Genomic DNA, 13,642 nt, shown 5'->3' on the forward strand with positions numbered 1-13,642 from the left:
ATTGGCCCGGGAGGATGATTCTATGAATTTTATCCGAATGATGAATGACATGAAAATGAAGAAGAAACTGGCGCTTACATTCATTTCAGCAGCTGTTCTTCCGTTAGTGTTATCCAGCTTGTTTTTGACCGGGAAGCTTCGGGAGATTGTCATTAATGACGCCTCTTCGCAGGTATCTGACAATGTGGAGCGCGTCAGAAAACGTACGGAAGAGCTGATTAAGGTACCGCTGGACATTTCCTACCGGTTAACCATTGATAACCGGATGAAGAGGGTGGCCGCCAAAAAATATGAAAGTTACACAGAGGTTATTCAGGCATACCGGGAATATACGGATATTCGCGACTACATCCAATTGTACAAGGAGATATCGGGCATTCGCGTATATGTCGTTAATCCGGAAGCACTCAACAACTGGGAATTTATCCAGCCGGACACTACCATTACAGCTGAAGCTTGGTACAAGGAGGCCATAGACCAGAAAGGACTTGCCGGTTGGAACCTAATCAAGGATGAACGTAACGATACCGAGCAGCTTAGTCTCATACGTTCATTCCCTGTGGATTCAATAGAGCAAAAAGGTGTTCTGGTCATTAATGTAGATAAACAGCAATTAAGTTCGATTCTGGACCAGGAGTCGTTCACTACGCTTATCGTGGATAACCGGAATCGGGTCGTCGGATCCAACGAAGCGGAGTTTTTCGGGAAGAACCTGTCAGAAATTGATGGGGAAGAAAAGATTCTTTCGCGTCAGGAAGGAAGTTATAACACGGTTGTGGGCGGCAAAGCTTCCAAAGTGGTTATCGCAAATCTCAATCCGGAGAATAGCTGGAATGGACTTCGGATCATTTCTGTTTTTTCCGTTTCCGAGATTACCCGTGATGCCAATCAAGTGATCCGGCTCGGCGTAGTTGTGATAACGGTCAGCCTGGTGTTTGCAGTATTACTAATCTATGCTTCGGCTTCGCTATTATCCGGAAGGCTGCTTCGCCTAAGCAAACATATGTCCAAAGTGGGACTGGGATCTTGGGAAACGTATCTCCATATTGACGGTAAAGATGAAGTTGGCTTGTTGTCCAAGCAATTTAATGCGCTCGTTAGAAGCGTGCATGATCTGGTCCAAGAAGTCCAAGAAACGAATCATCAGAAAAATCTTGTAGAGCAAAGACAAAACGAAATTAAGTTCAAAATGCTGGCAAGCCAGATTAATCCGCATTTTCTCTTCAACTCTTTAGAATCCATACGAATGGAGGCTCACATTCGCAAGCAGGATGATATTGCAGAGGCCGTGTGGCTTCTGAGCACGCTATTGCGCAGCAGTCTGGAGGCTGGTAACGGCAACATTCCGCTTCGGGAAGAACTTGAGCGTGTGCGCTGTTATCTGGGTATGCAAAAGTTCCGCTATGAAGACCGGTTGAAATATAGCTTGACGGTTGATCCTGATTTGGAGGAGATGCCCATCCCTCCGTTGATTATTCAGCCTTTAGTGGAAAATTCCATCGTTCATGGTCTTGATAACCGCGAAGAAGGAGCTGTCATTAAAGTTGAAGTGAAGAGAATCCCGAAGGGAGTTCGAGTTAAGGTATGGGACAACGGCGCAGGCTTCCCGGCAGAACGTCTCGCTAGTATTCGGGCGGAACTTGCCGTATCCGTACATGAACAGGAGAGCAAGCGGATCGGTATTAGAAATGTAAACGATCGGCTCGTCATGCTGTACGGGGCATCCAGTGCCTTGTGTATCGAAAGCGAGCCCGGGAAAGGTACTTACATCACGTTTTTCATTCCTGGAGGTGCATCCAATGATTAAGGTAGTGATCGTGGACGATGAACCGAAGCTTCGGCAAGGACTTCGAACGCTAATTCCGTGGGAGAGTCTCGGTTTTACAGTTATAGCTACAGCAGGCAATGGTAAAGAAGCATTGAAAATCATCGAGGAAGAAAGCCCTGAGGTCGTACTTGCAGATATCCGTATGCCCGTTATGGACGGCTTACAATTGATTCAGCACTTGAGAACGGCCGGTAAACATTTGCATGTTATTATTCTCAGCGGATATGCCGATTTCGAGTACGCCAAACAAGCGATCAAGTATGGGGTCGCTGGTTATCTCCTTAAACCAGTAAACATCAGCGAAATGTCGGCTAGCTTGAAACTGGTTCGCGAGCAGATCGAAAAGGAATCCCTTTCGAACGAAGGGCGTCAGACAGAGGTTGTGAACCGGGATTTGTATCTGCAGTGTCTACTCGTTCCTCAGGAGAAGACGGGAGATCCGGCAAAGTTGAGAAGTAAGACAAAACAAGCGGATTTGTTGTGGGGCAGTTACGAAGTAGCGGTCATCTATCCGCGGGTTTCCGATGCGGAGCGTTCTGAAGAATTAAACCGGCTTTCGGTTGGACTGAAACAAGGGATAGAGGGACGGAGTAGGGGGATTGTGACCGTTATCTCCCCCTATGTCATTCTACTGCTCAACGTGCCGCTGCACGGAAGACAACGGCGCGATAATCTGTACGGTGAGATTCGGAGCATCGCAGGCGATACCCGATTCGCTGCTGCAACCGGGGGGGCTGTTACCGAACCGGAACATATTAGCAGCTCTTATTTAAAAGCCCAGGAAGCGGTAAAACAAGCTTTTTTCAGCACTAAGGATAGTCTTCTGGAGCCGGATATTTCTTATTTGTCTTCGCCGGTATTGTCTCGGCTGCCCGATGACAACTATGAAGAGAGGATAGAGGATTTAATATTCCGCTTGTATTATTGCCTGGATGCAGGAAACAAGACAATGGTACTGCAGCTGTTAAACGAGGCTGCAGCATTTTTTCTCAAGCAGGGACAAGATGAGAAGTCAGTTAAACAATCCTTCTTTTTTCTTTCCAACGCGATCATTCATAAACTGGCCGCTGCCTCCCGGATCGAACTAAAGGAAACAGAGACAGTCTCACGATTTTTAAACGGGATATACCAGCATGATCATCTGCAGGATCTCTTGGAAGAGATCCACTGTTTCTTGTCAGAGTTTGCAGAGGACTTCGAGCCTAAAGGCAAGGATCAGGAAATTAAGAAAATGCTCGACTTCATTCAGAGACATTATGGAGAAGACATAAGGCTGTCATCGCTTGCCGGACTGCTAAACTATAGCACCCCTTATTTAGGACAGCTGTTCAGGAACGTAACCGGGGAGTACTTTAACACTTATCTGGACAGGGTCCGCATCCAAAAAGCAAAAGAGCTGCTGGGCCAAGGAATGAAGGTATACGAAGTGGCCGAACATGTCGGTTACACGAATGTTAATTACTTTCACAGCAAATTCAAAAAATACGAGGGCCGTTCTCCGTCGGATTATAAAAATCCATAATTAGTGGATGATTTTCCCCGAAATTCTTAGTATGGGCCATGCCTCCCTTCTGATTTATTATGGATTCAAGAGAGGGGAGGAACTATGAAAACGATAACAGTAAATGCGGAAAACGCATACAAAAAGAGAAAAAAGAGTGCCTGGAAGGAGTTTAAAAATCAGAAGTATCTGTACTACATGTCTATACCCTTCGTTCTTTGGGTCTTTGTGTTCCAGTATTTACCCTTATGGGGCTGGACCATGGCCTTCCAGAAATATAAACCTGGATTAAGTTTTTTTGAACAGAAATGGGTGGGCTTGGAGCATTTCCGCACCTTGTTCAGGGATGACCACTTCTACCAAGTGCTGCGTAACACGCTGGCTATGAGTTTTATGGGATTGATCGCCGGTTTCATCGTACCGGTCGTCTTTGCTCTGCTCCTAAATGAGGTCCGTGTTCAGGCTTTGAAACGGTTTGTCCAGACCGTATCTTATCTTCCACACTTTGTTTCCTGGGTGGTTGCTGCAGGGATCGTCGCAAAAATGCTCTCGACGGACGGCGGAGTAGTGAATGATATCCTCCTTGGCCTGAACCTCATTGACCAGCCGATTCAGTTTATGGCAAAAGGTCACTTATTTTGGGGGATTGTAACCGGTGCGGATATTTGGAAGGAAACAGGCTGGAACGCCATTATTTACTTGGCTGCTATATCCGGTATTGGGCCTGAATTGTATGAAGCTGCACGGGTGGACGGCGCGAGCCGATTGAGACAAATATGGCATATTACGTTGCCGGGTATCCGGCCGACAATGATCGTCCTTTTGATTATGTCCATTGGTCATCTGCTAGGCACAGGCTTTGAGAAACAATTTCTGCTAGGGAATCACCTGGTCATTGATTACTCTGAAGTGCTTGATTTGTATGCGCTTAATTATGGTCTGGCTATGGGACGATACTCCTTCGGAACGGCTATCAATATCTTCAATTCGTTGATAAGCCTAATCCTATTGTTTGCGGCTAACGGAATTTTTAAGCGCTTTACAAATGAAAGTATTATGTAAGGAGGAAGGGTGACATGGGGGTTGTTAATAGCAATGCGCCGGTCGGCCGGGTAAAACAGAGCCTTCAGGCGAAAGCGCCACAAGATCGGATTCTTGAAGTAATCGTTTATCTTTCAATGATTGTCGTAACCATTCTGACGATCTATCCATTCTTAAACGTACTGGCCATATCCTTTAACGATTCAGTAGATACCGTTAGAGGAGGAATCACCATCTGGCCAAGGCAATTCACGTTGGATAACTATAGCCTGATTTTCACTTATGGAAGCCTGATTACCGGGTTCAAAATTTCCTTACTGCGGACCGTCATTGGTACCATAGCAGGCTTGATCAGCGGTTCTATGCTGGCTTACACGCTTGCGAGGAGTGATTTTCAGGCGAGAAGATTTATTTCGATTTTTCTTGCTGTCACTATGTATGTCACCGGGGGCTTGATTCCGGGTTTTATCCTGATGAGGGATCTGCACTTGATTGATACGTTTGCTGTCTACATTCTGCCAGGTCTTGTAAGTGCATTTAATGTCTTCGTTATCCGTTCCTTTATAGACGGTCTGCCTTATGCGCTGCAAGAATCAGCTAAGCTGGACGGCGCCAATGATTTCACTATATACTGGCGCGTTATTCTTCCTCTTTGCAAACCCGCATTAGCTACTGTGGCTCTGTTCTTGGCGGTGGGGCAATGGAATTCGTGGTTCGATACTTATCTTTTTAACGGGTCTAACGAAGCTTTGACAACTCTGCAATATGAGTTAATGAAAATTTTGCAAAGTACTACAACAAGTGCAAACAATTCTCAAGATGCCGCTAATATGGCTGAGCGCATGTCACAAATTTCGCCGGAATCCGTTAAAATGGCAATCACTATTATTGTTACGGTGCCGATTCTTATCGTTTATCCTTTTTTGCAAAAATACTTTGTCAAAGGGATGACGCTCGGCGCAGTAAAGAGTTAAAACGATCCAAATTATTAACTAATTCATTATTTTGGGGGGAGCTTCATGAAGATGGGAAAAAAACGGATGGTCATGTCTTCCATACTGGCGCTGACTTTAGCGTCGACACTTGGAGGTTGTAGTGGAAATAACAATTCGGCTGCCGGAGAGGGAAACAATGCAGAAGGAGGGTCTACGTCCGGGACAAATTCGAAGCCGATTACGCTCACTTATTTTTCGGAGGACTCCAGCACGAACTGGAATAACATGAAGGATGAAGTCGGTAAGATTATTGCTGAAAAAACCGGTGTAACCCTGGATGCCGAGTTTGCCGTCGGTGACCCGGTACAAAAGATTTCACTGATTGCCGCGACAGGCAACTATCCTGATTTGATAGCGGCAAAGGCGGATGTCGGTAAACTTGTCGACGCTGGTGCTATTCTCGATCTTACAGATTTGATTGAGGAGCATGCTCCTAACATCAAAAAAATGCTGGGAGATAAGATTGTCCGCACAAAGTACAATTTGGACGATCAAGCGATTTATGCTATTCCAACCTGGTCCTCCGTTGATGAGAAGAAAATTAAAGCCGACGGGGGCTTTGAACTCCAACACCGTGTCGTCAAGGAGGCTGGATATCCTGAAATACGTACGGTAAAGGATTTCGAAAAAGTTATCCAGGATTATATCACCAAGCATCCGAAGGACGAAAACGGCAACAAAAATATCGGGCTTTCGCTGAATGGGGACGATTGGCATATGTACCAGGTCACCAACTCGGGATTCCAGACAACCGGAGGACCGGATGACGGCGAATATTACATTGATCAAGAAACGCATCAGGCAACTTATCATTTCCGCCGTCCGGAAGAGAAAGAATATTTTCGCTGGTTGAATCACATGAACGACATCGGGCTGCTTGATCCGGAAAGCTTCGTGCAAAAGACCGACCAGTTTAAGGCTAAAGTGGCTTCGGGCCGTGTTCTCGGCTTGGCTGATCCGGAATGGGATTATGGTGACGCACAGAATGCGCTAAAGTCTGCAGGAAAATTCGATCAAACTTACGGTCATTATCCGGTTACGATGAGTAATGAGTACAAGGATACCAGTTTCTGGTCTGCCGGCTTTGACGGAGGTTACGGAATCTCGATTTCCAGCAAGTGTAAGGACCCGGTACGTGCGATTCAGTTCCTAGACTTTCTGGCATCAGAAGAGGGACAAATCCTGAATAACTGGGGTATTGAAGGAAAGCATTACACGGTTGAAGCTGGCAAACGGGTGGTTATTCCGGCTGTACAGAAACGGATGGACACAGACAATGCGAGTTTCCAAAAAGAATCCGGTGTTGGACTTTACTGGAACATGATGGTTCATTACGGGGATGGAATTAAGGATTCAACCGGTAACTATTTCACACGTAATTATCCGGAAATGTTGACCACAACTTATAGCGAACCTGAAAAGGAAACTCTAAAGGCTTACAAGGCGGAGCATTGGAAAGATCTTTTCCCAAAGGAAGAGGAATTCCAGCCAAGAGCTTACGGTGCAGCTTACACCATGCCGCTGGCTAACGATGATCCTGCTGTTATACTAGGAGCTAAAATGAAGGATATTACTTGGAAACGCATTCCGGAAGCGGTTATGTCCAAGCCGGGGGAATTCGATAAGATTTGGGACGCCTATATGGCAGACCTGGATAAGGCTGGAGTTAAAGAAATGGAAGAAGCCTATACCAAGCATATCCAAGACCGGATTAAGCTGTGGTCCACTAACTAATTCATTTTAATAAATCGGGACGTTTTCACAGATAGGAGTATCAATCAATGAACAAACGTATTAATCCGGCACCCTGCAATGATAAAGCGAGTAATGAGGTAAAGGCCGTTCTTCGTTATTTAAGCGAACTGTCCGGCAAGGGGATGATTACCGGGCAGCATACACAAACCACCGTACAGAAGGAACTGCGATATATCGAAGAGGTGACCGGCAAACTCCCTGCCTTATGCGGCTTCGAGCTTCTCGCGTATTCCCCTAACATCAACTACGGCGATGCCAGTGAAGCTTGTTTAATAGAGGTAGAGGAAAATAAAAATACGTTAGACAATGCATGGGACTGGGCGCTATACATGCGGGGGCTAATTACATTTACCTGGCACTGGTTCTCACCGTTCGGCAGCCGGGACAAAGGATTCTATAGTGAGCACACCACTTTTGATGCCTCCCGTGCAATTCTAGGAGGAACGGAAGAGCACAAGAGGCTAATTGCCGACATGGATCATATGGCAGAATTGCTTAAACCTTTTTGCGAGAAATCTATCCCGATTTTGTGGCGTCCATTCCACGAATCTGAAGGTGACTGGTTCTGGTGGGGAGCCAAAGGGCCGGAAGTTGCCAAACAGCTGTATCGTATGATGTATGAGCGGTATACGGTTTATCATGGCTTGAACAACTTAATATGGGTCTGGAATTCCCCTAATCCGGAAGGCTATGTCGGCGACGACGTCTGCGATGTGATCTCACTGGATGTGTATCCTCCAAAGCATACCCATACTGACTTAGATAAAGAATACATGGAGCTGACGGCAATTACACCGGCCAATAAGCTCACAGCACTGGGGGAGATCGGTGTGGTCCCGAGCCTCCCTATGCTGTCTGAGACACGTATTCCGTGGGTTTGGTATATGACATGGTCCAATGATTTCGGCGCTTCCGAGGAATGGACAACGAAAGAGGAGCTTCGGCGTGCTTATGACCATCCCTATGCAGTTACTTTAGACAAGCTGCCCCGACTTTATTAAGGGAAATGAAAAATTGTCCAACCCATTCTACTAGGGACAAGCTTGCGATAGAGGAATCTGTGAAGTACACTTTCTGTATCCAGTAAAAAAGGAAGTGTTAAACAATGAATGCAGAGATGGTCATGCAGGAGCTTGAGGCGCTCGGCAAGGAACGAACCAAGAAAATATACAGCTCGAATGGCGCGCAGGAACCGCTTTTTGGCGTGGCCACCGGAGCTATGAAGCCTATCTTTAAGAAAACCAAAATAAATCAGCCGCTGGCTGAGCAGCTATACGCGACAGGGAATTACGACGCCATGTATTTTGCCGGCATTATTGCCGACCCCAATGCAATGACAGAAGCCGATTATGACCGGTGGATGGATGCGGCTTATTTTTATATGTTGTCTGATTTTGTAGTTGCAGTAACTTTGGCAGAAGCGGATATTGCGCAAGAGGTTGCCGATAAATGGATCGCGAGCGGTGAGGAGCTGAGAATGTCAGGGGGCTGGAACTGTTACTGCTGGCTGCTCGGCAACCGGCCGGACGATGAATTTTCCGAAAGCAAAATTGCCGGTATGCTTGAGCTTGTGAAAAAAACGATTCATGAATCGCCGGAACGCACCAAATACGCGATGAACAACTTTTTATACACCGTGGCGGTATCCTATCTGCCGCTTCATGATCAGGTGTGTGAGACCGCAAGGGCCGTAGGCCCGGTAGAAGTCAATAAGGATAAGGCCAAAAGCAAATTTATTTACGCTTATGAAAATATTCAACAGGCAGTCGGCAAAGGCCGGGTTGGATTTAAACGTAAGCATGTAAGATGCTGACCGTCCGTCTCACCGCAAAAGGAATTGCAGGCTAGTTTTCTTGACCAGTCTGAACTGTACACCGACAGATTTATAATGATGTATCATTATCCGTTGAAAGGGATGCCCCGCGTACTATGAAATGACGCGGAGGCATCCTTTTTATGCGGTTATTTGTCGTTTCGGAAGGAAGTAACGTAAGGATGAATAGTTGGCGTTTGTCGGAAAATGAAAGTTTTTAATTGTATTTTGGGGAAATGTTCAGAAATTGTCCAAACCGGGAATTTACTATTACAGTATCAGGCATCTATACAGTTGGGTACTTGTAGAGGTCAAAGGGACAGGGGGGATGGAGTGTAACGGGGGAATCACGGAAATGAATCGTCTCATTGAGACGCGGCTAGCAGTAAAAGAGGGATTTTACGAAATGGAGGACAGTTCACAAGTGAGAAGAAGGAAGTTAAATATCTGGCTAATTGTTATTCTACTGTTAACGCAGTGGACCTACAGCTTTGGGTTTAATGACCGCGTGTATGCAGAGCCAAAAAATATTACGGATAATTTGATCACAAGCGTTACTCTGGCTGTGTACACCGATGATAATTACACGGAGACCGTGACGGGAAATGTATATCAGCTTGACTCCTTTACCGAGCTGAACTATACATGGGCGCTTGCTGATGGACATGGGTACGGGGCGGGATCAACATTTGAATTTGATCTTCCCGGGCAATTTGAACTTTACAACGACCTGAACGGAGATCTTCTGTTAGAAGGTGAATCCGTCGGCACTTATACAGTCAATAAAGACAACAATCATGTTATCTTCACATTCAATGATTATATTGAAAAACATGACCGGGTAGGTGGAACCTTTACGGTCCATTCTCTTCTCAGCTCGAAGAAAATCCATGGCTCTTCTAAGCAGATTCTGACTTTTCCAATCCATGGCGGTACTGAGATCATTGAACTGCAGTTCAAGCCGAAAGTTGGTTCAACCATAGAGAAGAAAGGCACAACTCTTCCGCAGTTCTACAATCCGACCCAAATTGCCTGGACTGTGGATGTGAACAAGGCCTTGGATAGTGTTGATAATGCAGCTGTGAAGGATGACCTTCCAGACGGGTTGTCGCTGGATACGCCTTCAATCCTGGTACATGAACTTGATGTGAATCTGGATGGTTCGGTCACAGTGGGTAATATACTTGACAGCAGCAAATATGATCTTACATCTTCAACTCCGGATGAATTGAACTTGAAATTCACAGAGAGTCCGATGACCAAGGCATACCGGATAGAATTCGTTACGGATATTACAAGTGCGGGTGCCGATGCTACCAGCTATTCCAATACTGCAATTTTTAGTGGAGGTAACGGTTTCTCCAAGGAATCTAGGGTCACTGTAACGGCGGGAAGGGGAAAACCACTAAACAAAATGGCAGCAGGCTACGATGAGGCCAGTCAGACTATTTCCTGGGCGATAGAATACAATTACAATCAAAAATTGATTCCGGCAAGCAATGCAGTACTGAAGGATTCCTTGAATGCTACGCAGGAGCTCATCCCAAGCTCGCTAAAGGTATTCCCGGTTACAATTGAGCCTAATGGAAAGGTAGTAAAGGGTGGTACGCCGCTTCCTGATACTGATTACACGATAACCACCTCTGTAACTGCAAGCACCTATGATATTGAAATGAAATTTAACAATAACGTTAAGTCTGCCTACCGGATCGAGTATCAGACGAAAGCGAAGAATCGTGTCTTTGACAATGATACGATTACCAATAAAGTAACTTACAATGGAGAAACTGTATCGGCCTGGCAAGGTATAAGTCAGCAAATTCTATTTAAGAACTACAGCAATATTGATTATTTGAACAAGACTGTAAAATGGACGATAACCGTTAACAAGGATTCCAAAATTATGAACGACCTGATTGTTAAGGATATATTCAGCAATGCGGGGCTAAAGCTTGTTAAGGGTTCGCTTGTAATTCAACCTATTGGCGGCGGAGCTGCAGTCAGCAATGACGTGGTCTACACAGCACATGATCCTGCAGCTGCGAATGACGGCTTCACCATTACCTTTAATGATCCGATCTCCGTACCCTATGTAATTTCTTATACCACAACATTCAATTATGATTGGCTGTCCGCAGGCAAAGACAGATTTATCAACACTGCCGGGCTGGAATGGTACGAGAATGGAGTCGCGACTCCAAGCGGGAAAACGGTGACTTCTACTTTGAATCCAAGAGATGAAGTGAAGAATAACGGACTCAAGAACGGTTCTTATGATGCAACTACGAAGAGAATTACCTGGAATATTGGTGCTAACTACAATATGAAGACGCTGGCTAATGCCATTTTGGAGGATACCATTGCCGGCGGACAGATCGTTGATATGGGTTCGGTTAAGGTCTTCAAATGGGTTTACGGTGCGAATGGAAATCCATCTACAAGCTCCAGTGTAAGTAAAGATGACTATGCAGTAGTAATGGATAGTGGCAAGCTGAAAATAAGCTTTAACAAGGACATCAATTATGCATTTTATGTTTCCTTCCAAACATCGTTTGCCGACCAGGCCATTGATCTGAATAGGGTTGACAATACGGCTGTATTGTATAACGACACAGTGAAGGAGTCTGCAAACCTGATAGCCTCCGTTAATATCCCTCAAGGGGGAGAATATATCAACAAGACGGGGACCCAAAACGGCAATAAAATTGACTGGGCCATCAACATCAACCGTAACCAATCACTTGTAAAAGAGGCTCTGATTAAGGACATCCCGAGTGAGAATCAAATCCTGCTCAGCAGCACATTTCATCTCTACAAAACAACGGTTTCCAGCGATGGAACGATTAGTCCAACCGGGGAGGAGCTGGAGAAAGATTCGGATTATACGCTGGCTCTTCAAAAAGACAGCGACGGGAAGGAAAGTTTCACACTGAAGTTTGAGAAGGATATTTCGGAGGCGTATATTCTGAAATACCAGTCGCTGATCACTGCACAAAACAATGAAAAGGTCAGCAACAAAGTAAGCTTTGAAGGTAAAAATGTAAAAGAAATTACGAATGAGAGTAACCGCGAAATCACGGTCAAGCTCTCAAGCGGCTCCGGCACAGGCAACGGTGTCAGAGGACCTTTACGCATCATTAAAATGGATTACAGTGATCCTGGCAAGAAGTTAAGCGGTGCAGCCTTTGATCTCTTCCGTGTATTTGATGATGAGATGGTTTGGATCAGTGAGGGGGTAACGGACGCAGAGGGTAAGCTGGAATTCACTAAACTGATCGGGGGAAATTATGCTGTGATTGAAAAAACAGCACCCGGTGGCTATCTGCTGGATACCAAACCTCATAGGGTCACAATTAATTCAACAACAGGCGTAGAGCAACTGATTACCAACAAAAAAGCTGCGACGCCGACACCAACGCCGACGCCGACACCAACGCCGACACCAACGCCGACACCAACGCCGACACCAACGCCGACACCGACACCAACGCCGACGCCGACACCAACGCCGACACCGACGCCGACACCAACGCCGACGCCGACACCAACGCCGACGCCGACACCAACGCCGACGCCAACACCGACACCAACGCCGACACCGACACCAACGCCGACACCAACACCGACGCCGACACCAACGCCGACGCCGACACCAACGCCGACGCCAACGCCGACACCGACACCAACGCCGACACCAACGCCGACACCGACACCGACACCAACGCCGACGCCGACACCAACGCCGACGCCGACACCAACGCCGACACCGACACCAACGCCGACACCAACGCCGACACCGACACCAACGCCGACGCCGACACCAACACCGACGCCGACACCAACGCCGACACCGACACCGACACCGACACCAACACCGACACCAACGCCGACACCGACACCAACGCCGACGCCGACACCAACACCGACGCCGACACCAACGCCGACACCGACACCGACACCGACACCGACACCAACACCGACACCGACACCAACGCCGACACCGACACCAACGCCGACGCCGACACCAACACCGACGCCGACACCAACGCCGACACCAACACCGACACCGACACCAACGCCGCCGACACCAACGCCAACGCCAACGGTAGCGCCATCGGCACCGCTGACACCGGCGGAACCACAGACGCCGACGCCGACCGTGACACCAACACCAACGGTAGCACCAATACCAACGGAATCGGCTCCGCCGACATCAACAGTGACCCCGTCGGTCGTACCTTCTACAGTACCGTCAGCGGTTCCGACCCAACCTGCCATCACACCTGCTCCGCAGCGGACCGAGGTCAGCACATTGAAAGAAATACCGATTGAAGGGGAAATTCCGCTTGGCGGCGTACCAAGTATCGGAAGTGATCCTGAACATGGGACAATAGTGCTTAAACCTGATGGCAAGTGGAAGTATGTGCCTGACCAGGGCTTTACCGGAAAAGATAAGTTTACGATTATCATTACCGATGAGGATGGGAACTCCGAGGAGGTAGAGATTGAGATTCTGGTCGATGAAGTGCCTACAGGCACAGTGCAAAAGCCTGGAAATCAAGAAGGGCCAAACAGGCTGCCTCAGACCGGAGAAGAAAGTCCACTATCGTTTTATTTGACCGGAGTTGTCTTGGTTATTCTGGGTGCAGGACTCTCCAGAAGATATAAGACACGCAATAAATAATTGAGAACTCATAGGAACATACGAA

The 13,642-nt window shown here is 46.9% G+C and carries 8 protein-coding genes; all 8 read left to right on the plus strand.

The window, feature by feature from the left end:
• Positions 1-22 precede the first annotated feature (22 nt).
• The 8 genes from NST99_RS07880 (at position 23) to NST99_RS07915 (ending at position 13,617) form a co-directional block, all read left to right on the plus strand.
• Positions 23-1,807 (plus strand): cache domain-containing sensor histidine kinase, encoded by a 1,785-nt coding sequence (locus NST99_RS07880; protein WP_341090893.1) that lies wholly within the window; start codon positions 23-25, stop codon positions 1,805-1,807.
• Positions 1,800-3,350, plus strand: coding sequence for a response regulator transcription factor (locus NST99_RS07885; RefSeq protein WP_341090895.1), 1,551 nt, complete (start codon positions 1,800-1,802; stop codon positions 3,348-3,350). The genes NST99_RS07880 and NST99_RS07885 overlap by 8 nt, the downstream gene beginning before the upstream one ends.
• Before the next feature lie 84 nt (positions 3,351-3,434).
• On the plus strand, positions 3,435-4,391 hold the full coding sequence (locus NST99_RS07890) for an ABC transporter permease (RefSeq protein WP_341090896.1): 957 nt from the start codon (positions 3,435-3,437) through the stop codon (positions 4,389-4,391).
• 14 nt (positions 4,392-4,405) lie between these two features.
• Positions 4,406-5,344 carry a carbohydrate ABC transporter permease gene (locus NST99_RS07895; RefSeq protein WP_341090897.1) on the plus strand — a complete coding sequence of 313 codons (939 nt, stop codon included), beginning with the start codon at positions 4,406-4,408 and terminating at the stop codon, positions 5,342-5,344.
• Between the two features lie 45 nt (positions 5,345-5,389).
• Positions 5,390-7,099, plus strand: coding sequence for an ABC transporter substrate-binding protein (locus NST99_RS07900; RefSeq protein ID WP_341090898.1), 1,710 nt, complete (start codon positions 5,390-5,392; stop codon positions 7,097-7,099).
• A gap of 47 nt (positions 7,100-7,146) precedes the next feature.
• Positions 7,147-8,121: a glycosyl hydrolase gene (locus NST99_RS07905; RefSeq protein ID WP_341090899.1), complete on the plus strand. Its 975-nt coding sequence runs from the start codon at positions 7,147-7,149 to the stop codon at positions 8,119-8,121.
• A 104-nt stretch (positions 8,122-8,225) separates the two neighbouring features.
• Positions 8,226-8,933 (plus strand): DNA alkylation repair protein, encoded by a 708-nt coding sequence (locus NST99_RS07910; RefSeq protein WP_341090900.1) that lies wholly within the window; start codon positions 8,226-8,228, stop codon positions 8,931-8,933.
• Between the two features lie 355 nt (positions 8,934-9,288).
• Positions 9,289-13,617 carry a collagen binding domain-containing protein gene (locus NST99_RS07915; RefSeq protein ID WP_341090902.1) on the plus strand — a complete coding sequence of 1,443 codons (4,329 nt, stop codon included), beginning with the start codon at positions 9,289-9,291 and terminating at the stop codon, positions 13,615-13,617.
• Positions 13,618-13,642: the final 25 nt, after the last annotated feature.

It is taken from the genome of Paenibacillus sp. FSL L8-0470, assembly GCF_038008625.1.
Classification (GTDB): domain Bacteria; phylum Bacillota; class Bacilli; order Paenibacillales; family Paenibacillaceae; genus Paenibacillus_AQ.

Coding starts and splice junctions, on each gene's coding strand:
- NST99_RS07880 (WP_341090893.1), top strand. CDS start 23: ATGAATTTTATCCGAATGATGAATGACATGAAAATGAAGAAGAAACTG.
- NST99_RS07885 (WP_341090895.1), top strand. CDS start 1,800: ATGATTAAGGTAGTGATCGTGGACGATGAACCGAAGCTTCGGCAAGGA.
- NST99_RS07890 (WP_341090896.1), top strand. CDS start 3,435: ATGAAAACGATAACAGTAAATGCGGAAAACGCATACAAAAAGAGAAAA.
- NST99_RS07895 (WP_341090897.1), top strand. CDS start 4,406: ATGGGGGTTGTTAATAGCAATGCGCCGGTCGGCCGGGTAAAACAGAGC.
- NST99_RS07900 (WP_341090898.1), top strand. CDS start 5,390: ATGAAGATGGGAAAAAAACGGATGGTCATGTCTTCCATACTGGCGCTG.
- NST99_RS07905 (WP_341090899.1), top strand. CDS start 7,147: ATGAACAAACGTATTAATCCGGCACCCTGCAATGATAAAGCGAGTAAT.
- NST99_RS07910 (WP_341090900.1), top strand. CDS start 8,226: ATGAATGCAGAGATGGTCATGCAGGAGCTTGAGGCGCTCGGCAAGGAA.
- NST99_RS07915 (WP_341090902.1), top strand. CDS start 9,289: ATGAATCGTCTCATTGAGACGCGGCTAGCAGTAAAAGAGGGATTTTAC.